Genomic DNA, 23530 nt, shown 5'->3' on the forward strand with positions numbered 1-23530 from the left:
AGTAGGTATAAACCTATTAACTCTGTTTAATTTTTAATGCAAAGGTATCATCAAAAACCAAGAAAAATATATTATCAATGAATATATGGAAAACAATAATATCACTCCTGCTCACACTTTCTATAAGCGTTGTTTATGGTGATTATGCGGTTGTTCCAAATGATGCCCATAAAGCATATACCCAACTCCTTAAAAACAGGTCAGCACTGGACATAACAGATTACTCTGGCTCACACACCAACAGAGATGTCGTTGAAGCTATTATCTGGCAACAGGCACTGAAAAAAGGCGGGTATAACAAGACTATAAATATCGAGGCATTAGATATTACGTATTCACGAGTCATCCTTGAAATAAAACACGGAACAATTGCGGCATTTGCCAACTCAGTCTGGCTAGATGACATTGAAGGTCATGAAAATTATAAAGAGTTGTTTTATATAACTGAGGCTGTCATACCTGAACATAAGTTTTATGCAGTTTTTTACACCACGCCTGACCGCGTTAACCAGATTAACATCAAAGACAAAGATAGCCTCAGCAACTATAAGTTTAGTTGCAATCGACACTGGAAAAAAGACAACGAATTATTAAAGCATCTTAATGTCGACTGCATGTTTTCAAACACCTGGAAAGCGATGGTAGATAAACTCAAAAACAAACATGCAGATATAGTTCTTGCCCCCTTTCAGGCTAGCAAAGATATGAGCTTGATCGCATTTGGAGAAAAATTAGTGCCCGTCCCTAATGTAAAAACCAGCTTTCCGGGCAAACGGGTATTTATCATCTCTAAAAAATCAAGAAACGGGGAAGCACTGATAAAAGCATTTAACAAAGGCATTCGGCTAATGCACAGGGAGGGGCTAATTGAAAAAGCCTATGAAGAATCAGGGTTTTATAACCATAAAACAAAAGAGTGGAAGTTAATCGACTAGTCTCACTCTTTCTAAAAATACTAAGAACATACACTGTATTCAAATTTTAAAAACAATCTGTCTATTCTGTTTTTAAACTTTACGACTATACTCCACCGATGACTCGCTTCATCCCAATAATATTTGTACTACTTTGGTCCACCGGTTTTATCGGCGCCAAGTTTGGCCTGCCGTACGCAGAACCCTTCACCATGTTGATGTGGCGCATGATAATCGTCGTACCACTATTCTTCCTCGTGGTACTTATCATGAAGCGTCCGAGTATTAGTGGCAAAGATGCCGCAATACAAGGACTGGTCGGATTGCTGATTCATGGCTTCTATCTCGGCGGTGTGTTTGCCGCTATATCTGTAGGGATGCCAACCGGACTCACTTCTCTATACGTTAGTTTAAACCCTATTCTTATCGCGATATTCTCCGGGATATTTTTACACACCATCATTACCAAGCGTGAATGGTTGAGTTTATTTCTGGGCTTCCTTGGCGTAGCCATCGTTATCTATGGCGCCTCAAAGTGGGAGGGTGTCATTAGCGCAAAGGGTATAGGCCTTCTAACTGTGGCATTAGTAAGCATTTGCGCGGGTACCTTAATACAAAAAAAATATGCACAAAATGTAGGATTAATTAGAGGTTCGATGTATCAATATGCCTCCTCCTTATTGCTCTATCTCATTCTCTCTTTCACCATAGAAACGGGAGAAGTAGAATGGAACCTGACTTTTATCGCCACACTGGCATGGTTAGTTATCGTGCTCTCATTCGCCGCTGTTTTACTCCTGATGTATATGATCCAGAATGGCGAGGCTACCAAGGTCGCGAGTTATTTTTATTTAGTACCTCCCATTACAGTTTTACAAGGTTGGCTTTTCTTCGATGAACAGTTAAGTTGGCTAACCTTTGTAGGAGGAGGTCTCGTCGTTTTTGCGCTAATGATGGGTAGACCCTTAAAAGCCAAAACAAAAAAGTGAGTTATCAAATTTGTTAGAGTATCTTTTAATTATCGCAGCTGGCTTCCTCGGTGGAATGTTAAATGCCGTCGCAGGTGGAGGAAGCTTCATTACACTCCCTGCCCTAATATTTGTTGGCGTACCACCCGTCATGGCTAATGCAACGGGCACTGCCGCCCTGCTTCCCGGGTATATCGCTAGCGCATGGCGCTTTAGAAAAGATATTAAGTTTCCTGCCAACTTAAGCTTTAAAACGCTTTCTACCATTTCAATTCTCGGTGGCTCTCTGGGTGCCACAATTTTATTATTTACCAGCGAACAGGTATTTTCGTCATTGATACCCTGGTTGATTCTTATTGCCACGTTGTTATTTATTATTGGGCCGCGTTTACTACCAAAGAAACAAGAAACTAATAATGACGCTCTAGCAAATCAAACGAACCATAATAAAAGCAAAGTAACGGTTTTTTTAGTGATGTTCTTCGTTTGCGCTTATGGCGGTTATTTTAATGGCGGGCTTGGCATAATCTTGCTCGCTGCATTAGCACTCTTAGGGCAAACAAATCTTCTGGGCATGAATGGCATCAAGAATTACGTATCCGCGCTATTAACCGCTATCGCTGTCCTTGTGTATGCCTCTGGCGGCGTTATTGAATACAAATTTTTAGTCATTATGGGCTTAGCTGCAATCGTTGGTGGTTATGCTGGCGCAGCGCTTGCCTATCGCATCCCCCAGAATATTATGCGAGGTTTCATAATTGCCATTGGTTTGATTATGTCTGTGGTGTTTTTCCTGAGATAGACATCTAATTTTTCAAAGACCAATATTTTCGCCATGCTTATTGCTAAAACGAAAGACCCTCACCTCTTTTCTTTATCAAACTAAAAACAACATTCCTGATTTTATCAAGACAACTGCATAGGCATCACTCGCAGATACGGAAGCAATTATATCAAAATAAAGATAATCGAAGATCTGTTTTGGCCCCCCACCTTCCGGGCACTTTTTTATATGCTCTTGGTTCATATAATTTAAAAAATAAAACCACATTTCTTCGATTAAAAAGCTTGACTATTTTTTCACACTAACTTGCCCACAAAACCTGTGGATAACTCTGTGCATATCCCTATGAATTAATCCTAAAAGCCTTACTCTATTTAGTTCCCTTACTAATTGATCAATTTTTGATCATATTAGCATTTCGTTTTTATATCAATATGTTACATAGATATATTAATAGATTAAAATAGAAAAAGCGTGAATGTTACACTTTTATGACCGAATTAATGCTTGCTTTTTAAATTGTGCATAAAACGGAAATCGATGTTCATATATTCAAAAAACGCTAAGTCATTGTTAAGCTTGGATTAAGGAAAATTAACAAAATAACATTCGAAAAAAACCATGAATATCAATAATTATTTCAATTAATTTTACGAAGAAAAAATCATAAGCAGTCACATAAAAAAACCAGAAAGTGAATCTGAAAAATCAATTTTTAAATGCAATTCTTTTTACTTCTACCAAATTTATACAATGGATTAATATATTTCCAACGCTTTAACTAAAAATCAATCTATGCTTTGCCTAACAAATCAATATTTCACATACTGGAATAACCCAGGGAACAATTTACTAAAGGAGATAATATGAATAAGCATGCATTTCTAGAGGTTGAATACCCTATCATCCAGGCTCCGATGGCCGGAGTTCAGGATAGTACGCTCGCATTGGCTGTCTCAGCAGCTGGTGCGTTAGGCTCCCTTCCCTGTGCAATGCTGAGCAATGAAGCATTAAAAAAAGAATTAGATATCCTGAAATCTCAAACTAATAACCCAATTAATATTAACTTTTTCTGCCACACTCCACCGACACCTAATAAAGACGCCGAAAACAATTGGCGCAAAGCACTTCAGCCCTTCTTTAGTGAATGTGGTATTGACCCTAATGACATTCCAGACGCCCCAAGTCGCGAACCATTTAGCCACGATATAGCTGATATTCTGGAAGCCTTTAAACCCACGATAATAAGCTTTCATTTTGGCTTACCCGCAAAAGATCTTTTACAACGAGTTAAAGGCTGGGGCACAAAAATCATTAGCTCTGCCACCACAATTGAAGAAGCATTATGGTTAGAGGCCAATGGGGCGGATGGTATTATTGCTCAAGGGCTAGAAGCAGGCGGACATAGAGGCATGTTCTTATCAAAAGATCTGAACACCCAAATGGGAACATTCGCGTTGCTGCCTCAAATTGTTAAACGAGTAAATGTGCCCGTAATAGCAGCTGGAGGCATTGCAGATGAACACGGTGTTGCCTCTGCTTTAGAACTTGGTGCATCAGCGGTCCAAATTGGCACGGCATATCTACTTTGCAATGAAGCAAATGTTACTCCACTACATCGAACGGCTCTTAAAAGTGACACTGCTCATCAAACAGCTATCACCAATGTATTTTCTGGCAGACCAGCTAGAGGAATAATTAATCGGATAATTTCAGAACTAGGACCGATAAGCACTCAAACACCAGAGTTTCCATTAGCATTGACAGCTATTTCGGCCCTGAGAAATAAAGCAGAAGCTCAAGGCTCATCAGATTTTTCCCCTTTATGGAGCGGCCAGAATACCAGCGGGTGTAAAGAAATCTCAGCCACCGAATTTACAAAGCAATTAGCCTCGGGAGTTAAAAGAATTTAAAAAAAGGCTTATAAGTAGAGGGGTGTCAAATTAGCTATATCTAATGGAATTGCCTATACAAGATCATAAAAAACACAAGTTTCTTTTAATAAACCTAAGTCCCTCCCCTACTTTTGGATAGTTTTTAGATTTTAATGCTTTTAAGACCCATATTAAATTCATGAAGTACTAGATATTGCTTACAAAGGATTTTCCAAACTCTTAATTACTCGCCTTCGTAATGTGAGCCCAACAATAAAGCGTTCATATTTCCTTTGGATTTATATGAGTGAAATAACAAATACGCAAAACCAAACATACCCCCCATGAAAATACTCAGAAAGCCGTATATTGAACCTTTCAGTTTGGATTCTTCCCGCCAATAAACCCAAGCACAAAGTAACAACAAATGTATCAGGAAATCAGTATTAAACTGAGAACGCCATTCATTACCAAACAGATCACCAAAGAAAACCGCAGGCCAATTGAAGCCAAGCTGAGTTACGGCATATAGAGTGATACCCATAATTAACAGCCAGGATAGCATGAGGAAACCTCTTAAAATTGTCATTACGTATTCCATTAATTTTTAAATTGATGAATACATTCTTTCATTGACAGGTAATCAAAACAATTACCTCAGAGGTAATTTTAAAAAAGTCATTTCGTCATATAATATGAATCACTAGAAGTATTCTATTTGTATAAACTAACTATGAATATCGGCGAACAATTACGTTTTTGGCGTAAACACAAAAACTTGAGTCAACTTGATTTAGCCTTAGAGTCCGGCGTAAGCAACAAACACATTAGTTTTATTGAAACTGAACGTAGTAAACCGAGTAAGCAAATGATCCTTACCCTCTGTGATGTACTCAATATACCGATAAGGAATCGCAATGAAATGCTATCTGCCGCGGGTTTTGCAGATCATTACACACGGACTCCTATTGATCATGCAGAAATGTCGAGATTAAGACAAACTTTGGAAATTATTTTAGAGAAGCAAGAACCATATCCTTTGACAGTTTTGGATTGGGAGTGGAATATCATTTTAAAAAATAATGCATTCGATCATATCACTCAAACAATAAGAGCCGAGTTCCCAGAATTTACCTCTTCAATGAATATCGCTGAATTAGTTCTCTCACCCAATGGATTTAAAACTTTCTTACAAAATTGGAAAGAAGTAGCCATCACGACATTAAGACGATTACAACAAGAACAACAAGAGTCTCCTGGACGTCATCACAAAATACTAAACAACCTTAAGAATTATCCCGGTGTTGCAGAATTAGCATTATCTGCAACACTCGAAAGAAAATCCGAGCCTTTTATTTATGTTGATTTTTGTATGGGAGAACAGACATTGAAATTTCTCACAACATTAACCTCGTTTGGCACCCCCATAGATATCACAGCCGCGGAAATTATGATCGAATCGTATTACCCTGCAGATGATGATACGCGCTCATATCTTGAAAAAGCAGCAGCAGCAGAATCAACCAGTCATTAGTTAAGTGATGCTCATACTTAACAATAATCAATCTCTTTCTGAATCTATGCTTTCCATCAATGCTTTTGAATAACGCTCACCTTTGACAGTTTTATCATTAATCAATTGATCTAACTGCTCAACGATTTCTGTAGGGAGTTGTATATCACCGGCCCCTGCATTTTCTAACATGTGATCAATGTTGCTGGTTCCTGGAATTGGAATAATGTCCTCACCTTTAGCAAGTAGCCAGGCAAGTGATAATTGCGCCATAGTACAATTGACTTGTTCAGCAATGTCAGCAAAAGGCACGAGTAATTTAGCGTTTTCAGCAAAGTTTTCAGGTTCAAAACGAGGACGCGCAATAGTCGCACGAAAATTATCATCACCCAGAGTGGAGACATCAGTACTCTTACCCGTCAAGAATTGACGACCTAAGGGAGAAAACGCAACAAAGGTCACACCTAACTCTCGACAGGTATCCAATACTTTTCTTTCAGGGGTTCGTGACCATAATGAATATTCAGACTGCAATGCAGTGATAGGGTATTCATTATGCGCACGTTGGAGACTATCAGAGCTGACTTCTGACAACCCGACACTACGAATCTTCCCTTGCTCAACTAAACGCGCTAAAGCGCCTACACTCTCTTCTACGGGGATATTAGGATCTATACGGTGCAAGTAATAAAGATCAATCACATCGGTTTTTAATCGCTTAAGACTGTCTTCACAGGTTTTATAGAGTACTTCCGGCCGACCATTTGTTTCTGTATGACCTTCTGCATTCTTATAGATGCCACATTTACTTGCCAACGTGAATTCTGAACGACGATGTGAGAGCCCTTTACCAATTTGTTCTTCACTATGACCCATTCCATACATTGCTGCTGTATCAAGGAATGTGTAGCCACTATCTAGCGCTTCGTTGAGTAGCTGGTAAGAATATTCTTCAGTCGGCCTTGGACCGTAACCCATAGAATAATTCATGCACCCCAAACCGAGTGAAGATATTGTGAACGGACCTAATTTTCTTGTATGCATTGTTATCGGCTTCTAATGTTAATTTGTTAGATGATTATGAGGCACATTATATAAGGAAATACCCTCTGAAATAGATGGTATTTAAAATACCCCGCCCCCCTACTTTAGAGACATTTCCTGTTTATTTTAGGCAAAAAAAAGCCAGCTAATAAAGCTGGCTCTTTTTAAATCTTTCAGATCTTACATTGCTTGAACTTTTGCATTCAAACGGCTTTTAGATCTTGCAGCTTTATTCTTATGAATAATGCCTTTGTTTACGCTAGAGTCGATAGCAGGCACAGCTTCTTTATAAGCTGCTACAGCCTTTTCTTTATCACCAGCTTCTATAGCGTATAGAACGTTCTTAACGGTTGTGCGCATACCAGAACGGATGTGTTTATTATGCTGACGTCTGTTTTCAGATTGACGTGCGCGCTTCTTAGCTGATGTAATATTTGGCAATGTACTTCTCCCACATGGGCATTTAAAAACAAGGGACGTATTATGCCGATTTTTATTTACAACTTCAACAGTCTTTTCGGCACAATTACATTAAAAATGAAAATAAATTTACTTAGTGATTCTGTACCCTAAGCTAATTGTTTTTCTGGCATGTTTTCTTGCTCTGCATTAAGTCCTTTTTCAGGGTTAATATCTAAGCGAGTAAACAATTTTTGATCGTGACTTTCTTCTGGATTATCAGTGGTTAACAGCCTATCACCATAGAACATGGAGTTAGCTCCAGCGAAGAAACACCAGGCCTGCATTTCGTCATTCATCTCTGTTCGACCCGCAGATAAACGAACATATGATTTTGGCATAATAACACGAGCTACAGCGATGGTACGTATAAATTCAAACGGGTCAAGCTTATCAATTCCATCTAAAGGAGTACCTTTGACTTGAACCAGATCATTGATAGGTACAGATTCAGGATGCTGAGGTAGGTTAGCAAGTTCTTGCAAAAGTCTTGCACGATCTCTGCGTGTCTCGCCCATACCTAAAATACCACCAGAACAAACGTTGATGCCTGCATTTCGTACATGCTCAAGCGTATCTAAACGATCCTGATATGTACGCGTTGAAATAACAGTGCCGTAGAACTCAGGAGAAGTATCAAGATTGTGGTTGTAATAATCCAAACCAACCTCTTTTAACTTTTGTGCTTGCTGCTCTTTTAACATTCCAAGCGTTACACAAGTTTCCATCCCCATGTCTTTAACTGTCTTAATCATCTCAATGACATGATCAAGACTTTTGTCTGTAGGATTACGCCACGCTGCACCCATACAAAAACGAGTTGCACCATTGTTTTTAGCTTCAGTAGCTGCTTCAACAACTTCAGATATAGGCAATAATCTTTCTCGCTCTAGACCAGTATCATTTTTTGAACTTTGTGAGCAATAAGAACAATCTTCAGGACAAGCGCCTGTTTTAATACTTAACAAAGTACTTATCTGAACCTCATTGGGATTGAAATATTCTCTGTGTATCGAGTGTGACTTAAACATTAAGTCATTAAACGGTAAATCGAATAATGCTTCAATTTCTTCAGTGTTCCAGTTGTTACGTACTTTGACCATCATGTATTACCTGTATTCCTTGTATTATCCTTGTACTCTGTATCTTTCCAATCTTCACGATTGATCTGCATTATCTCTTTAATAGACAGAGGAATCAAAACTAATGCACATAATCCCCACAATAAAAGCGCATAACGAATATCTTCAAATAATACTCTCGGTGCAAAAGTAAGAATAACAACCAAAAAACCAGCTAGAGAATAAAAATAGTAAGCACCCTTCTGGGTGTAGTAACCGACTCTAGGATTAGGATGATGACGATATAATGCGTAAACAAACATAGATGCGCCAAACCAGAATATAAATAACGGGAAAGGGATAGCTATTGATAGAATATTTCCATAATGAAATAAACGCGCATTTTTCTTTGCCTGTTCTGCGGTAACAGTTTTATTGCTTCCTAGTGACATTATCTTGTACTTGTTAAATAAGAGGCAAACAGTGTAGCCCCAAATCATTTTCAGTCAATGACGAAAATCAAACGCACTGAAGTAATATCATTTGTAACTTTAAACCGCATTAAATAACAAAGAGAATAACCAAGACCAACCAAAAGATATCTTATTCCTATGCAATGAGTACTGAGTACTGAGTACTGAGTACTGAGTACAAGAGTTAGATAGATATAATTAAATAACCTTTTGAAGTAATACGAATATATTCGCAATTATCACAAGGTCACATTCTTAAATTTAAACTATTCAACTCTTACAAATTCCTTTCAAGAATAAGTTAATGAGTATCTATGTAATTTTAGATACGAATAAACTTTATAAAATTCATAAAAAAAGCCGAGATAAACTCGGCTTCTTTTATTTCTTAGTTACAGATTACTCTGCAGCTTCAGGACGATCTACAAACTCAATGTAAGCCATTGGAGCATTATCACCAGCACGGTAACCGCACTTAATGATTCTTGTGTATCCACCCGGACGCTCTTTGTAACGAGGACCTAATTCATTGAATAAGATACCTACACACTCATCGTCACGCAATCTTGCAAATGCAGTACGACGGTTATGAACTGAATCTTCTTTAGCTCGTGTAACTAATGGCTCAGCCACACGACGCAATTCTTTTGCTTTAGCAACAGTTGTTTTGATAGCTCCATGCTTAATTAAAGCTGTAGATAAGCTCTGCAATGTTGCTTTACGGTGACTACTGTTACGGCTAAGTTGTCTGCCTATTTTATGATGACGCATGTTGTAAACCTTAAATTTTTGTTTCTAATTAGTTAATTATTCGATTATATCGAATTAACCAACTCTTACATCCTTAGTCTCAATTGATGCAGGAGGCCAGTTCTCTAAACGAGCGCCAAGCGTCAAACCATGAGATGCAAGGATATCTTTGATTTCTGTTAAAGACTTCTTACCTAAATTAGGTGTTTTAAGTAGCTCTACTTCAGTTTTCTGTACTAGATCGCCAATGTAGTAAACTTGCTCTGCTTTAAGACAGTTAGCTGATCTTACAGTTAGCTCTAAATCGTCGACTGGACGAAGAAGAACTGGATCTATTTCAGGCTCTGGTTCAACTTCTGGCTCAGGCTCGATAATAGTAAGATCGAAGAATACCGCTAATTGCTCATGCAATATAGTTGCAGCATCACTGATCGTTTCTTCTGCGTCTATTGATCCATCAGACTGAAGCTCAATAATTAATTTATCAAGATCAGTTCTGTTTTCTACACGAGCACTATCAACATCATAAGACACACGCACGACTGGACTAAAAGATGCATCCAAAACCAAAGTTCCCAAAGGAAGCTCTGGAGAATCTGGACCACGGCGAACAGGAGCTGGTTGATACCCTCTTCCCTTTTCTACCTTAATCGTCATCTCTAACTCTCTATCAGTAGTTAGAGTAGCGATAACAGCATCAGGATCAACAATTTCAACGTCGTGATCCAATTGAATATCACCAGCAGTAATAACACCCGGACCTTGTTTTCTAAGGTCAAGTGATACTTCTTCTTTAGTATTCAAACGGAATGCTAGCTTCTTCATATTAAGAAGAATATCTACTACATCTTCCTGAACACCATCAAGAGCTGTGTATTCATGATCAACACCAGTGATCTTAACTTCTGTTACAGCACAACCAGGCACAGACGACAAAAGAATTCTACGTAGGGCATTACCTAACGTGTGACCAAACCCTCTTTCAAGTGGTTCTAGTACAATCTTCGACGTATGATTACCCAGATCTTTGACCTGGATATTACGTGGCTTCAATAAATCTGTTGTTTTAGACAAAATATAAACCTCAATATTACTGAGACAAACTTAAGAAGTTTACTTAGAGTAAAGTTCCACAATTAGAGATTCATTAATCTCTGCGGGCAATTCTTCACGTTCTGGGTTTGCCTTATAAGTACCTTCAAGTTTTTTAACATCAACTTCAAGCCACTCTGGAATTCCAATCTGATCAGCAACTGATACGGAATCCTGTATTCTTGTCTGCTTTTTAGATTTCTCTCTAACAGAAACAACATCACCAGCTTTAACTTGGTAAGATGGTATGTTTACAGCTTTACCGTTAACTAGTATTGATTTATGACTTACTAATTGACGAGCTTCTGCACGAGTTGATCCGTAACCCATTCTGTAGGTAACGTTATCTAATCTACTTTCTAAAAGCTGAAGCAGATTTTCACCAGTTGAACCTTTAAGGCGAACTGCTTCTTTAAAATAGTTTCTGAATTGCTTTTCAAGAACACCGTAAATACGACGTACTTTTTGCTTTTCACGTAACTGTAATCCGTAGTCTGATAAACGCGTACGTCTTTCACCGTGAACACCTGGAACTTTTTCTAAGTTACATTTGTTCTCTAGTGCACGTCCACGTCCTTTCAAGTAAAGATCTGTACCTTCACGACGCATTAACTTACATTTAGGTCCGATATATCTGGCCATTACTTTTCTCCGACTACACTCTACGCTTTTTAGGTGGACGACAACCATTATGTGGAATAGGTGTCACATCAATAATATTTGTAATTTTATAACCGATGTTATTAAGGGCACGAACAGCAGACTCTCGTCCTGGACCTGGTCCTTTGACATGAACATCTAAGTTTTTCAAACCAAATTGCTTAGCAGTTTCACCTGCTGTTTCAGCAGCAACCTGAGCCGCAAAAGGTGTACTTTTACGAGACCCACGGAATCCTGAACCACCAGCAGTAGCCCATGCTAAAGCGTTGCCTTGACGATCGGTTATAGTAATGATCGTGTTATTGAAAGAAGCATGCACATGTGCAATTCCATCGCTAACCGACTTTTTAACTTTTTTACGTGATTTGGTGGCTGTTGCCATCTTTAATTACCCACTAAAATAAATGTTTTATATAGATTAATAATCTATATCGATTAATTACTTACGAATTGGTTTTCTTGGACCTTTTCGTGTTCTAGCATTTGTTTTAGTACGTTGTCCACGTAGTGGTAATCCACGACGATGACGAACACCTCTAAAACAACCTAGATCCATAAGACTTTTGATATTCATAGAAACTTCACGTCTCAAATCACCTTCAACAGTGAATTTACCGACAGCGCTTCTAATGCGTTCAATTTCATCTTCAGAAAGTGCACTAATCTTAGTTGCTGGAGCTACATTAGCTTCAACACAAATATTAGCTGCACGTGTTCTACCTATACCGTAAATAGAAGTTAATGCTATTACAGTATGCTTATTAACAGGGATATTAATACCCGCGATACGAGCCATCAAAACTCTCCTGACTGCTTGGAAAAGCGGGCAACAATACCCGAATTCACAGTGTTAATCAATAAAAAAAACATATTAACCCTGACGTTGTTTATGACGTGGATCAGTACATATAACACGCACAATACCTTTACGCTTTACAGTACGACAATTACGGCACATTTTTTTAACAGATGCACGAACCTTCATGAGTTAAACCTCTAATTAAATCTTATACCAAGAAACAATTAACGTGTTTTCTTGGGCTTTTTACCACCAGCTTTAAAGTTTGCTTTTTTCATCAAACCTTCATACTGATGAGACATCATATGCGATTGAACCTGGGCAATGAAGTCCATAACAACAACCACAATAATTAATAGTGAAGTGCCACCAAAGTAAAATGGGACATTCCAACCTAAAATCAAAAACTCTGGCAACAAACATACTAAAGTAATGTAGATTGCTCCAACAGTAGTAAGACGAGTCATCACACCGTCAATATATTTTGCTGTTTCTCTTCCTGGTCTAATACCCGGAATAAAAGCACCTGCCTTCTTCAAATTATCAGCAGTTTCTCTAGAATTAAAAACTAGAGCTGTATAGAAGAATGTAAAGAATATGATGGCTAAGGCATAAAACAGAACATATAAAGGTTGCCCTGGCTGTACCATAGTTACAAAATCCTGCAGCCATTCAGCACCATTCGCATCAGATATCCAACGCCCTAAACTAGAAGGGAACAAGATAATACTTGATGCAAATATTGGAGGTATAACACCTGCCATATTTAATTTAAGAGGTAAATGACTTGATTGACCCATAGCCATCTTTCTACCTTGTTGCCTATTCGCATAGTTAACAGTAATACGTCTTTGCCCTCTTTCAACAAAAACAATAAATGCTGTAACCAGTACTGCTAATGCTAATAATATAATAACGAAAGCTGGAGACAACTCACCGTTACGAGCAAGTTCTAGTGTCCCGCCAATAGCAGTAGGTAGACCTGCAACAATACCAGCAAATATTATAAGTGATATACCATTACCAATACCACGTTCTGTAATCTGTTCACCTAACCACATTAAAAACAAGGTACCTGTAACAAGAGACACTACAGTTGTAATAGTGAATCCTAGCCCAGGATTAAGTGCGATAGTTTGACCACCACCCAAGTCCTGACCACCCAGGGCCATAGATATACCAATACTTTGGAAAAGAGCTAACGCAACCGTTCCGTATCTTGTGTACTGAGTAATCTTACGTTTCCCAGACTCACCTTCATTTTTTAATTGCTTTAATGTTGGTACTACATGCGTCATTAACTGCACAATAATAGAGGCTGATATGTACGGCATGATACCAAGAGCGAAAATACTCAATCGCTGCAATGCACCACCAGAAAACATATTAAAAACACCTAATATGGTTCCTGAGTTTTGGTCAAAGAATGACTGTAACGCAGCTGGATTAACACCCGGGATCGGGATAAAAGTACCAATTCTATATACAATCAAAGCGAAAAAAACAAAGGCAAGCCTTTGTTTGATTTCTGCAATATTGCCAACACCCGAAAGCATTCCTGTAGCGTTATTTGTTGCCACTTTATTAACCCCTGTTAGTCTTCGACTTTTCCGCCTGCAGCTTCAATAGCTTTTAAAGCACCTTTACTAACTTTAATACCCTTTAGAGTAACAGGTTTATTAAGCTCACCAGATAGCATTACTTTTACATTAAGTATGCTCTTATTGATAAGGTTAGCTTCTTTAAGTGAATCAAGATCGATAACATCAGCTTCTACAGAAGCTAATTCATGTAAACGAATTTCAGCAGAAACACGACCCACACGAGAAGTAAAACCAACTTTAGGTAGACGTCTTTGAAGTGGCATCTGACCACCTTCAAAACCTACTTTATGAAATCCACCAGAACGTGATTTTTGTCCTTTATGCCCACGAGCACAAGTTTTTCCCCAACCACTTCCAATACCACGACCAACTCGCTTACGATTAGAAACGCTGCCTTCGCCTGGCTTTAATGTATTAAGTTTCATTTAAACTTCCTCTACATGTAACATGTAAGAAATTTTATTAATCATGCCGCGATTTTCTGGCGTATCAGTAACAATAACACTGTTATGCATTTTTCTGATACCTAATCCTCGAGCACAAGATTTATGAGCTTTTAATCTACCATTCATGCTACGGTACATAGTAAGCTTTAATTCTTTAGTAGCAGCCATTTTAACCTCTAATCTCTTCTACTGTCTTTCCACGTTTAGCAGCAACTAGCTCTGGTGAATTCATATCAGCCAGACCTTTAATTGTTGCACGAACAACATTAATAGGATTTCTAGAACCTACACATTTCGCTAATACGTTTTTAACACCAACAACTTCAAATACCGCACGCATAGCTCCTCCAGCAATGATTCCAGTACCATCAGATGCAGGCTTCATGAATACATGTGCAGCACCGTGTCTAGCATTCACTTCATATTGCAGAGTATCATCAACCAAAGCTACATTTACGATGTTTTTACGTGCTTTTTCCATAGCCTTTTGAATCGCTACAGGTACTTCACGAGCTTTGCCGTAACCAAACCCAATTCTTCCGTTTCCATCACCGACAACTGCCAATGCTGTGAAACCAAAAACACGGCCACCTTTAACTACTTTAGCAACACGATTAACGTGAACTAGTTTTTCCTGAAGGCCGTCTGTTGCCTTTTCTGTATTATCTGATCTAGCCATTGTCTTAACCTTTAGAACTGTAATCCTGCTTCACGTGCTGCTTCTGCTAACGCTTTAACACGACCATGATATTTAAAACCTGAACGATCAAACGCTACAGACTCTACACCCTTTTCTTTTGCACGTTCTGCAACCAACTTACCGATAGCAGCTGCTGCATCTGAATTTCCTGTATAAGAAAGCTCATCACGCATTGACTTTTCAACTGTTGAAGCAGATGCAATAACTTTATTTTCATCACCTGAAATAATTTGAGCGTAGATATGACGAGAACTTCTATATATAGAAAGACGTGTAACACCCAACTCACGCATTTTCATTCTAGAACGTTTGCCACGACGAATTCTGGCTTCTCTTTTATTCATCTTACAATTACCTTAGGTTTTCTTAGCTTCTTTACGAATAATTCTTTCATCAGCGTACTTAACACCTTTACCTTTGTAAGGCTCTGGTGGACGGTAAGATCTAATTTCCGCCGCAGTTTGACCGATAACTTGTTTATCTATACCACGTAGTATAATTTCTGTCTGACTAGGAGTCTCAACAGTAACACCTTCGGGTATATCGTGAACAACAGGATGTGAAAAACCTAAAGTAAGGTTTAATTTATTGCCTTGTGCCTGTGCTCTGTAACCAACACCCACCAACTCTAGCTTCTTTTCAAAACCATCACTAACACCTGTAACCATATTGAAAGTAATTGCTCTCATGGTTCCAGCCATTGCCCAATGCTTTTTATTGCTTTCGTTCTTAGGTTTAACAATAAGTTGACTACCCTCTTGAGTAATTTCAACGTGATTGTTTAAAGTATAATCAAAGGCACCCTTTCCACCTTTGATATTTATATTTTGACCGTTAATTTTTGCCTCAACACCTGCAGGCAAATCAATCGGCATTTTTGCTATTCTAGACATGATTTAGTACCGCTTATTCAACTATACAAAGAACTTCGCCACCATGACCAACAGCTCTTGCTGCACGATCACTCATAACACCTTTTGACGTAGATACAATTGCAACACCCAATCCAGACATAACATTTGGTAACTCTTCCTTACCTTTAAATATTCTAAGTCCTGGACGACTAATTCTTTTCAAAGTATTAATTACTGGCTCACCTTGAAAATATTTTAATGCAACAGTTGTTACAGGCTTACCTTCTACTTCTGCAGTTTCATAACCAACTATGTAACCTTCATCTTTTAGGACATCTAAGATTGCAGATTTTTTATTAGAAGCTGAAAACTGAACATCAACTTTATTAGCGCGCTGTCCATTTCTAATACGTGTCAACATATCCGCAATAGGATCACTCATACTCATGATACGTACTCCTTACCAACTAGCTTTGGTCAAACCAGGAATATCACCTTCCATAGCAGACTCTCTTAATTTATTTCTACAAAGACCAAACTTGCTATAAACGCCATGTGGTCTACCAGTAATTACACAACGGTTACGTTGTCTAACTTTTGAACTATTCCTAGGAAGCTTTTGAAGCGAATCTGTTGCCGCCATTACTTCTTCAAAGCTACTCTTTGGTGAACGGATAATCTCTTTTAACTGAGCTCTCTTCTTAGCATATTTAGCAACTAACTTAGTACGCTTATCTTCACGTGCTATCATTGATTTCTTAGCCATGTTTTAAACTATCCTGTATTTACTTTTTCTTAAATGGGAAATTAAAAGCTTCTAACAATGCTTTTCCTTCCTCATCGGTTTTAGCTGTAGTTGTGATAGCGATATCTAAACCACGTAGCTTATCAATTTTATCATAATCTATTTCCGGGAAAATGATTTGCTCATTGAATCCCATACTATAGTTTCCTCGCCCATCAAATGAACGCGGATTCATTCCACGAAAGTCTCTTACACGAGGAATAGAGATATTAATTAGACGATCTAAAAATTCGTACATATGATGACGACGAAGATTTACTTTACAACCTATTGGCCAATTATCACGAATCTTAAATCCAGCAATAGATTTTCTAGAAACAGTAACTACTGGTTTTTGACCACTAATTTTAGTCATATCTGAAACAGCATGTTCAACTATTTTCTTATCACCAACAGCATCACCCAAACCCATATTCAATGAGATCATAGTAATCTTTGGAACTTCCATTACATTTTTATAAGAAAACTTTTCAGTAAGCTCTTGTATTACTGTTTCCTGATAAAAATCCTGCAATCTAGACATCTTAATACCTTTTAAATTCTATTCATCTATCAATTAAAAAATTAACTGACGACTTCACCGTTAGACTTGAAACAACGTACTTTCTTTCCGTCTTCAAGTATTTTGAAACCTACACGATCAGCTTTATCAGTTGCAGGATTTACCAACATTACGTTAGACGCATCAACTGGCATTTCCTTTTCAATGATCCCACCAGGAATACCCGCTTGTGGATTTCCTTTCTGATGCTTCTTAGCTAGGTTTAGACCTTGCACAAGTAATTTACCATTATCAAGAACCTGAGTTACGTTACCACGCCTCCCTTTATCTTTACCTGACACAATTACTATTTGGTCATTTTTTACTATCTTATTCATGAGATAACCTTTATAAAACTTCAGGAGCCAAAGAGATGATCTTCATGAAATTTTTATCACGAAGCTCACGTGTAACAGGCCCAAAGATTCTAGTACCAATTGGCTCAAGTTTTGTATTAAGTAATACCGCAGAGTTATTATCAAAACGGATAGTTGAACCATCCTTCCTTCTAACACCCTTAGCCGTTCTAACAACAACAGCTGTATAAACATCACCTTTTTTAACTTTGCCACGTGGAATAGCTTCTTTAATACTTACTTTAATAATATCGCCGATACCAGCGTATCTACGGTGAGAGCCACCAAGTACTTTTATACACTGTACTCTTCTAGCACCACTATTATCCGCGATATCTAAATTTGTTTGCATTTGAATCATTGTAATATACCGATTTATGCTTTCTTAAGAAGCTGTTTTTTGAAGCACTTTAACTAATGTCCATGACTTAGTCTTAGACAAAGGACGACACTCTTGAATTTCTACAGTGTCACCAATATTGCACTCATTATTTTCATCATGCGCATGGTATTTAGTTGATCTACGTATGAACTTACCATAAAGAGGATGTTTGACTTTTCTTTCACCCATTACGACAATACTTTTGTCCATTTTATTGCTAACGACTTTACCAGTTACGCTATGCTCAACTTTAGCTGTTTCCGACATACTACTCACCTGCACCTGTTGACTGCATCTCATTCATAATTGTTTTAATTCGAGCAATTTTACGGCGAACCTTCTTCATCTCAGATGGACGATTAAGTTGACCACTTGCTCTTTGCATTCTTAAAACAAATTGCTCTTTTAGACTTTCCAAAAGCTCAGTAGAAAGTTCTTCTGTATTCTTCTTACGAATTTCATTCGCTTTCATCACATCACCGTCCTAGTGACAAACACTGTCTTGATTGGTAATTTAGCAGCTGCTAACGCAAAAGCCTCTCTTGCCAACTCTTCGGAAACACCTTCCATTTCATAAAGCACTCTTCCAGGTTGTATCAAACATACCCAGTACTCTACATTACCCTTACCTTTACCCATACGTACTTCTAATGGCTTACTAGTAATAGGCTTATCTGGAAAAACACGTATCCAAATTTTACCACCACGTTTGATGTGGCGAGTCATGGCACGTCTAGCAGCTTCAATTTGTCTTGCCGTTAAACGACCACGACCAACTGCTTTTAGACCATACTCTCCAAAACTCACTTTACTTCCAACAGTTGCAAGGCCACGATTTCTACCTTTAAACTGTTTACGAAATTTTGTTCTCTTAGGCTGTAACATCTCAGACCTCTATCTCTTCTTTTTGCCAGCAGGGGCAGCAGAATTTGATTGTTTTTGCTCTAGATCGAAAACATCGCCTTTATAGATCCAGACCTTAATACCAATAACACCATACGTCGTATGAGCTTTAGCAGTTGAATAGTCGATATCTGCACGCATTGTATGTAAAGGTACTCGACCTTCTCGATACCACTCAGTTCTAGCGATATCAGCACCATTCAAACGGCCACCACAACTAATCTTAATTCCTAACGCTCCAAGTCGCATTGCATTACCAACTGCTCTCTTCATAGCGCGGCGGAACATAATACGTCTTTCTAGCTGATTAGCAATACTTTCCGCAACTAATTTTGCATCTAATTCTGGTTTGCGAATTTCTTCAATATTAACTTTAACGTTATTAGGATGAAGACCCATCATTTTCGCAGTATCAGTTCTAAGACGTTCTATATCTTCACCCTTCTTACCGATAACCACACCAGGTCTTGCAGTATGAATAGTTACGAAAGCTGACTTAGCAGGACGTTCGATTTGAATACGGCTAACAGATGCATGCTTGAGGCTTTTCTCGATAGAAGCTCTAACCTCCAGGTCTTTATGCAAAAACTCAGCATATTCTTTGCCTTCTGCATACCACTTAGAACGCCAATCTGCAGCGATACCAAGACGAAACCCAATTGGATGTATTTTCTGTCCCATTATTTAACCTCACCATCGCCAACAAACAAAGTAATATGACTAGTTCGCTTTAGTATTCTATTTGCACGACCTTTAGCACGAGGACGTATACGTTTCATTGTAGGTGCCTGATCTACCATTACCTGAGTAATAGTTAAATCATCAATATCAGCGCCTTCATTATGTTCTGCATTAGCAATTGCCGAATCTAGTATCTTTTTAACCATTGCAGCCGCTTTCTTTTGACTGAATGATAAAACCTCAAGAGCACTTTCTACAGGCATACCACGAACTTGGTCTGCTACCAATCTAGCCTTTTGAGGAGAGATTCGTGCGAACTTTAATTTTGCTTTAACTTCCATTATAAAATCCTAACGCCTATTATCTTGACGACTTATCAGCAACATGACCACGAAACATTCTAGTAGGTGAAAACTCACCTAGCTTATGCCCAACCATATGCTCATTAACCAATACAGGTACATGTTGACGACCATTATGGATAGCAATAGTTAATCCAACCATATCTGGTACTATCATTGAACGTCTTGACCAGGTCTTAATTGGCTTACGATCTCCAGCATCTACAGCTTTCAGAACTTTAGTCATCAGATGATGATCAATAAATGGGCCTTTTTTTAATGAACGTGGCACTTCAATTACCTCTTGTTTCTACGACGTACGATAAGATTATCTGTACGTTTGTTTTTACGTGTTTTAAAGCCTTTAGTTGGCGTACCCCATGGAGACACAGGATGTCTACCACCAGATGTTTTACCTTCACCACCACCATGTGGATGATCAACCGGATTCATTACAACACCACGAACCGTTGGGCGAACACCACGATGACGACTTGCACCAGCTTTACCAAGCTTAACTAAGCTATGCTCAGAATTACTTACTTCACCTATCGTTGCACGACACACTGATAAAACTTTTCTCATCTCACCAGAACGTAATCTTAAAGTTGAATATCTTCCTTCACGAGCAACTAACTGAGCAGAAGTACCAGCACTACGTGCAATCTGAGCACCTTTACCAGGCTTCAATTCGATACAGTGAATAACGGTACCAACTGGAATATCTTTAATCTCAAGAGTATTCCCTGGAGCAATAGTAGCCTCAGAACCAGACATTACCGAACCACCAGCTTTTAAGCCTTTTGGCGCAATGATATATCTTCTCTCACCGTCCGCATATTTAAGAAGAGCAATATTAGCCGTTCTGTTCGGATCGTATTCGATAGTTTCTACTTCCGCAGAGATACCATCTTTAGTACGCTTAAAATCAATAACACGATAATGCTGCTTATGACCACCGCCGATGTGGCGAGTAGTGATTCGACCATTATTATTACGACCACCAGACTTACTTTTCTTTTCAAGAAGAGACTTACAAGGACTCCCCTTATGCAATTCATTATTTACAACTCTTACCTGATGACGACGACCAGGGGAAGTTGGTTTCATTTTTAAAATAGCCATGACTTAACCCTCTGCCTCAACATTAAGAGTAGAACCTTCTGCCAATCTGACATAGGCTTTTTTCCAGTCTTTTCTAGAACCTTTTCTTTTTCCGAAGTTTTTGCTTTTTCCTTTAACATTCACAGAACGAACATCGGCAACTTTGACTTCAAAGAGAGTCTCTACAGCAGTTTTAATCTCACCTTTTGTAGCAGTAGTAGCAACTTTAAATACATGTGTATTAGACTCATTACCTGAAACTGCTTTTTCTGTAACATGAGGTCCGTAAAGAACCTGATACAACCTTTCTTCTACTTTACTTATCATGACAACCACTCCTGAACCTTAGACACAGCCGAAGAAGTCATAACAACACTGTCGTGAGAAACCAAACTTACAGGACTTAGCTGAGCAAGCTCAACATATTCACAGTTTGGAATATTACGTGAAGAAAGACTTACATTATCTTCTTTTTCAACACCAATCAAAAGAGAATCTGAAGACACCTTCCAATCTGCTAACGCATTAACCATGCTTTTAGTCTTAGGATCAGAAATCGCAAAATCATCAATAATTATTAATGATTCTGAACGCACCAACTCAGAAAAAATAGACCTCATTGCCGCTCTATACATCTTCTTATTGAGCTTCTTAGAATAATCTCTAGGTCTAGCAGCAAACGTAACACCACCAGAGCGCCAAATTGGACCTCTAGAAGTACCAGCTCTAGCACGACCAGTTCCTTTTTGTCTCCATGGCTTAGCACCACCACCACTAACATCAGAACGAGTTTTTTGTGCTTTAGTACCAGCACGACCCGCACTCATATATGCAACAACTGCCTGATGAACCAAGGTTTCATTATATTCACTTGCAAAAACAGCATCATCCAACTCAACCGCTTTGCCTTCTACACTCTTTAATTTCATAAGAATTAAACCTTAACAGCTGGCTTCACGAGCACATTTCCACCACGCGAACCTGGGACTGCACCTTTAACCAACATCAAATTACTTTCCAAATCAATACTTACCACAGTAAGATTTTGAGTTGTTTGCTTAACAGCACCCATGTGACCAGACATTTTCTTGCCTTTAAAAACTCGACCAGGCGTCTGATTCTGACCAATAGAACCAGGAGTTCTATGATTTATAGAGTTACCGTGAGTAGCATCTTTACCAGCGAAATTATATCGCTTCAGAACACCAGCAAAACCTTTACCTATAGTTGTACCTGTAACATCTACCTTCTGACCTGCTTCAAACAAATCCAAAGACAATTCTGAGCCAACTTCATAACCATCGACCGAATCAACTCTTGATTCACGAGTAACCAAACCAGATTCCATTGATGCTTTTGCAAAATGCCCAGAACCAGGCTTGTTTACCTTTGAAGCTTTTTTAACGCCTGCGGTTAATTGCAAAGCATTATAACCATCAGTCTCAAATGTCTTTATTTGAGAAATACGGTTTGGCGTCATTTGCAAAACCGTTACTGGTGTTGCACTACCATCTTCATTGTATATCCGGGTCATTCCTACTTTAGAACCCAGTAGACTGATTGCCATTTGGCCACCTCATTAAAACTTAAAACCGATATAAGTATCTAAACCATATCAGAAGATATTTTTTGGAAAAAATCGGCCCGAAACAATAAGTGTCGAGCCGAAGAAAGCCGCGCATTATGCCAGATAAATCTGAGATAGGGAACTCTAAAATTATTTTTTATTTATATTTTTTAAAGTACAAAAAAATATACAAAAAAACTTAGAGAAACCCTCACACACGCATTATAAAAGTTTGATCTGTACATCCACACCAGTTGCTAGATCTAGCTTCATTAGAGCATCAACTGTACGATCTGTTGGCTCTACAATATCCATTAGGCGCTTGTGCGTTCTAATTTCATATTGATCTCTAGCATCTTTATTAACATGAGGAGAAACAAGAATAGTAAATCTTTCTTTTCTTGTCGGAAGCGGAATAGGACCCTTAACTCGAGCACCAGTTCGCTTTGCTGTTTCTACTATTTCTCCAGCTGAACGATCAATTAACTTATGATCGAACGACTTAAGACGGATTCGGATTTTTTGACCTGACATATTTATATACTCAATTAAGTATTATTCGATAATTTTTGCAACAACACCGGCACCAACTGTACGACCACCTTCGCGTATTGCGAAACGTAGACCTTCATTCATTGCTATCGGATTGATTAGGGTTACTGTCATCTTGACATTATCACCCGGCATAACCATTTCTGTTCCATCAGGAAGATCACATGCGCCTGTTACGTCTGTTGTTCTAAAGTAGAACTGTGGACGGTAACCATCGAAGAATGGCGTATGACGACCACCCTCATCTTTTGATAAAACATATACTTCTGCTTCAAACTTTGTATGCGGCGTAATTGACTTTGG

General features: G+C 38.5%; 38 protein-coding genes and 1 pseudogene. 5 read left to right on the plus strand and 34 right to left on the minus strand.

Going from position 1 to position 23530, the window contains the following annotated elements; translation table 11 throughout:
- Positions 1-77: 77 nt before the first annotated feature.
- The 4 genes from OO007_RS13665 to OO007_RS13680 all read left to right on the plus strand — a co-directional run bounded on the left by OO007_RS13665 (position 78) and on the right by OO007_RS13680 (position 4579).
- Positions 78-935, plus strand: coding sequence for a hypothetical protein (locus tag OO007_RS13665; protein WP_325809229.1), 858 nt, complete (start codon positions 78-80; stop codon positions 933-935).
- Positions 936-1033: 98 nt separating this feature from the next.
- The gene (locus OO007_RS13670) at positions 1034-1903 is read left to right on the plus strand and encodes a DMT family transporter (RefSeq protein WP_325809230.1); all 870 of its coding nucleotides are present in this window, start codon (positions 1034-1036) and stop codon (positions 1901-1903) included.
- 10 nt (positions 1904-1913) lie between these two features.
- The gene (locus OO007_RS13675; RefSeq protein WP_325809231.1) at positions 1914-2684 is read left to right on the plus strand and encodes a sulfite exporter TauE/SafE family protein; all 771 of its coding nucleotides are present in this window, start codon (positions 1914-1916) and stop codon (positions 2682-2684) included.
- Positions 2685-3532: 848 nt separating this feature from the next.
- Entirely contained in the window at positions 3533-4579 is a 1047-nt protein-coding gene (locus OO007_RS13680; protein ID WP_325809232.1) for an NAD(P)H-dependent flavin oxidoreductase, read from the plus strand.
- Between the two features lie 205 nt (positions 4580-4784).
- On the opposite strand, the gene OO007_RS13685 is transcribed toward OO007_RS13680, so the two are convergent.
- A complete protein-coding gene (locus OO007_RS13685) occupies positions 4785-5129 on the minus strand; it encodes a hypothetical protein (RefSeq protein ID WP_325809233.1) in 345 nt (114 codons plus the stop codon).
- 129 nt (positions 5130-5258) lie between these two features.
- Between OO007_RS13685 and OO007_RS13690 the strand changes: the two genes are divergently transcribed.
- Positions 5259-6074 carry a helix-turn-helix domain-containing protein gene (locus tag OO007_RS13690; protein ID WP_325809234.1) on the plus strand — a complete coding sequence of 272 codons (816 nt, stop codon included), beginning with the start codon at positions 5259-5261 and terminating at the stop codon, positions 6072-6074.
- 27 nt (positions 6075-6101) lie between these two features.
- Here OO007_RS13690 and OO007_RS13695 read toward each other — a convergent pair whose 3' ends face one another.
- From OO007_RS13695 to tuf, 33 genes and pseudogenes are all read right to left on the minus strand, one after another.
- Positions 6102-7097 carry an aldo/keto reductase gene (locus OO007_RS13695; RefSeq protein ID WP_325809235.1) on the minus strand — a complete coding sequence of 332 codons (996 nt, stop codon included), beginning with the start codon at positions 7095-7097 and terminating at the stop codon, positions 6102-6104.
- Positions 7098-7277: 180 nt separating this feature from the next.
- The gene (rpsT, locus tag OO007_RS13700; protein WP_131907263.1) at positions 7278-7538 is read right to left on the minus strand and encodes a 30S ribosomal protein S20; all 261 of its coding nucleotides are present in this window, start codon (positions 7536-7538) and stop codon (positions 7278-7280) included.
- A gap of 128 nt (positions 7539-7666) precedes the next feature.
- Complete coding sequence (bioB, locus tag OO007_RS13705) at positions 7667-8659, minus strand: biotin synthase BioB (RefSeq protein WP_325809244.1); 993 nt, start codon at positions 8657-8659, stop codon at positions 7667-7669.
- Complete coding sequence (locus OO007_RS13710; RefSeq protein WP_325809236.1) at positions 8659-9069, minus strand: hypothetical protein; 411 nt, start codon at positions 9067-9069, stop codon at positions 8659-8661. Before OO007_RS13710 ends, bioB begins: the two co-directional genes overlap by 1 nt.
- Positions 9070-9489: 420 nt before the next feature.
- Positions 9490-9861 carry a 50S ribosomal protein L17 gene (gene rplQ / locus OO007_RS13715; protein ID WP_131907265.1) on the minus strand — a complete coding sequence of 124 codons (372 nt, stop codon included), beginning with the start codon at positions 9859-9861 and terminating at the stop codon, positions 9490-9492.
- Positions 9862-9915: 54 nt separating this feature from the next.
- On the minus strand, positions 9916-10917 hold the full coding sequence (locus OO007_RS13720) for a DNA-directed RNA polymerase subunit alpha (protein WP_131907266.1): 1002 nt from the start codon (positions 10915-10917) through the stop codon (positions 9916-9918).
- Between the two features lie 36 nt (positions 10918-10953).
- Positions 10954-11574 (minus strand): 30S ribosomal protein S4, encoded by a 621-nt coding sequence (gene rpsD / locus OO007_RS13725; protein WP_325809237.1) that lies wholly within the window; start codon positions 11572-11574, stop codon positions 10954-10956.
- Between the two features lie 13 nt (positions 11575-11587).
- Positions 11588-11974 carry a 30S ribosomal protein S11 gene (rpsK, locus tag OO007_RS13730; protein WP_131907268.1) on the minus strand — a complete coding sequence of 129 codons (387 nt, stop codon included), beginning with the start codon at positions 11972-11974 and terminating at the stop codon, positions 11588-11590.
- Between the two features lie 57 nt (positions 11975-12031).
- Positions 12032-12388, minus strand: a complete 357-nt coding sequence (gene rpsM / locus OO007_RS13735; RefSeq protein WP_131907269.1) for a 30S ribosomal protein S13 — start codon at positions 12386-12388, stop codon at positions 12032-12034.
- Positions 12389-12463: 75 nt separating this feature from the next.
- A complete protein-coding gene (gene rpmJ / locus OO007_RS13740) occupies positions 12464-12577 on the minus strand; it encodes a 50S ribosomal protein L36 (RefSeq protein WP_131907270.1) in 114 nt (37 codons plus the stop codon).
- Between the two features lie 38 nt (positions 12578-12615).
- A complete protein-coding gene (gene secY, locus OO007_RS13745; protein WP_131907790.1) occupies positions 12616-13947 on the minus strand; it encodes a preprotein translocase subunit SecY in 1332 nt (443 codons plus the stop codon).
- Positions 13948-13985: 38 nt separating this feature from the next.
- Positions 13986-14420: a 50S ribosomal protein L15 gene (gene rplO, locus OO007_RS13750; protein WP_131907271.1), complete on the minus strand. Its 435-nt coding sequence runs from the start codon at positions 14418-14420 to the stop codon at positions 13986-13988.
- Complete coding sequence (rpmD, locus tag OO007_RS13755; protein ID WP_131907272.1) at positions 14421-14609, minus strand: 50S ribosomal protein L30; 189 nt, start codon at positions 14607-14609, stop codon at positions 14421-14423.
- Position 14610: 1 nt separating this feature from the next.
- Positions 14611-15120, minus strand: coding sequence for a 30S ribosomal protein S5 (gene rpsE, locus OO007_RS13760; RefSeq protein ID WP_131907273.1), 510 nt, complete (start codon positions 15118-15120; stop codon positions 14611-14613).
- Positions 15121-15131: 11 nt separating this feature from the next.
- Positions 15132-15485 (minus strand): 50S ribosomal protein L18, encoded by a 354-nt coding sequence (gene rplR, locus OO007_RS13765; RefSeq protein WP_131907274.1) that lies wholly within the window; start codon positions 15483-15485, stop codon positions 15132-15134.
- 12 nt (positions 15486-15497) lie between these two features.
- Complete coding sequence (rplF, locus tag OO007_RS13770; RefSeq protein ID WP_325809238.1) at positions 15498-16034, minus strand: 50S ribosomal protein L6; 537 nt, start codon at positions 16032-16034, stop codon at positions 15498-15500.
- A 13-nt stretch (positions 16035-16047) separates the two neighbouring features.
- On the minus strand, positions 16048-16443 hold the full coding sequence (gene rpsH / locus OO007_RS13775) for a 30S ribosomal protein S8 (RefSeq protein WP_131907276.1): 396 nt from the start codon (positions 16441-16443) through the stop codon (positions 16048-16050).
- A 12-nt stretch (positions 16444-16455) separates the two neighbouring features.
- On the minus strand, positions 16456-16761 hold the full coding sequence (rpsN, locus tag OO007_RS13780) for a 30S ribosomal protein S14 (protein WP_131907277.1): 306 nt from the start codon (positions 16759-16761) through the stop codon (positions 16456-16458).
- 19 nt (positions 16762-16780) lie between these two features.
- Positions 16781-17323, minus strand: coding sequence for a 50S ribosomal protein L5 (gene rplE / locus OO007_RS13785; protein ID WP_131907278.1), 543 nt, complete (start codon positions 17321-17323; stop codon positions 16781-16783).
- A 41-nt stretch (positions 17324-17364) separates the two neighbouring features.
- Entirely contained in the window at positions 17365-17679 is a 315-nt protein-coding gene (gene rplX, locus OO007_RS13790; RefSeq protein ID WP_131907279.1) for a 50S ribosomal protein L24, read from the minus strand.
- A gap of 10 nt (positions 17680-17689) precedes the next feature.
- Entirely contained in the window at positions 17690-18058 is a 369-nt protein-coding gene (gene rplN, locus OO007_RS13795) for a 50S ribosomal protein L14 (RefSeq protein WP_131907280.1), read from the minus strand.
- A 24-nt stretch (positions 18059-18082) separates the two neighbouring features.
- Positions 18083-18346, minus strand: a complete 264-nt coding sequence (gene rpsQ / locus OO007_RS13800; protein ID WP_131907281.1) for a 30S ribosomal protein S17 — start codon at positions 18344-18346, stop codon at positions 18083-18085.
- Position 18347: 1 nt separating this feature from the next.
- Entirely contained in the window at positions 18348-18551 is a 204-nt protein-coding gene (gene rpmC, locus OO007_RS13805; RefSeq protein WP_131907282.1) for a 50S ribosomal protein L29, read from the minus strand.
- Entirely contained in the window at positions 18551-18964 is a 414-nt protein-coding gene (rplP, locus tag OO007_RS13810) for a 50S ribosomal protein L16 (RefSeq protein WP_131907283.1), read from the minus strand. Before rplP ends, rpmC begins: the two co-directional genes overlap by 1 nt.
- A gap of 9 nt (positions 18965-18973) precedes the next feature.
- The gene (rpsC, locus tag OO007_RS13815; RefSeq protein WP_131907284.1) at positions 18974-19663 is read right to left on the minus strand and encodes a 30S ribosomal protein S3; all 690 of its coding nucleotides are present in this window, start codon (positions 19661-19663) and stop codon (positions 18974-18976) included.
- Entirely contained in the window at positions 19663-20004 is a 342-nt protein-coding gene (rplV, locus tag OO007_RS13820) for a 50S ribosomal protein L22 (protein ID WP_131907285.1), read from the minus strand. The genes rpsC and rplV overlap by 1 nt, the downstream gene beginning before the upstream one ends.
- A 19-nt stretch (positions 20005-20023) precedes the next feature.
- Positions 20024-20296 carry a 30S ribosomal protein S19 gene (rpsS, locus tag OO007_RS13825; protein WP_131907286.1) on the minus strand — a complete coding sequence of 91 codons (273 nt, stop codon included), beginning with the start codon at positions 20294-20296 and terminating at the stop codon, positions 20024-20026.
- A gap of 5 nt (positions 20297-20301) precedes the next feature.
- Positions 20302-21129 carry a 50S ribosomal protein L2 gene (rplB, locus tag OO007_RS13830; RefSeq protein WP_131907287.1) on the minus strand — a complete coding sequence of 276 codons (828 nt, stop codon included), beginning with the start codon at positions 21127-21129 and terminating at the stop codon, positions 20302-20304.
- A 3-nt stretch (positions 21130-21132) separates the two neighbouring features.
- Entirely contained in the window at positions 21133-21435 is a 303-nt protein-coding gene (rplW, locus tag OO007_RS13835; protein ID WP_131907288.1) for a 50S ribosomal protein L23, read from the minus strand.
- Positions 21432-22037 carry a 50S ribosomal protein L4 gene (gene rplD, locus OO007_RS13840; RefSeq protein WP_325809239.1) on the minus strand — a complete coding sequence of 202 codons (606 nt, stop codon included), beginning with the start codon at positions 22035-22037 and terminating at the stop codon, positions 21432-21434. Before rplD ends, rplW begins: the two co-directional genes overlap by 4 nt.
- Positions 22038-22042: 5 nt before the next feature.
- Complete coding sequence (rplC, locus tag OO007_RS13845) at positions 22043-22675, minus strand: 50S ribosomal protein L3 (protein ID WP_325809240.1); 633 nt, start codon at positions 22673-22675, stop codon at positions 22043-22045.
- A gap of 222 nt (positions 22676-22897) precedes the next feature.
- Complete coding sequence (gene rpsJ / locus OO007_RS13850) at positions 22898-23209, minus strand: 30S ribosomal protein S10 (protein WP_131907291.1); 312 nt, start codon at positions 23207-23209, stop codon at positions 22898-22900.
- A 21-nt stretch (positions 23210-23230) separates the two neighbouring features.
- Positions 23231-23530 (minus strand): annotated as a pseudogene (tuf, locus tag OO007_RS13855) (elongation factor Tu); the annotation flags it as partial.

Origin of the sequence: Cocleimonas sp. KMM 6892, assembly GCF_035798195.1 — a bacterium.
Classification (GTDB): domain Bacteria; phylum Pseudomonadota; class Gammaproteobacteria; order Thiotrichales; family Thiotrichaceae; genus Cocleimonas; species Cocleimonas flava.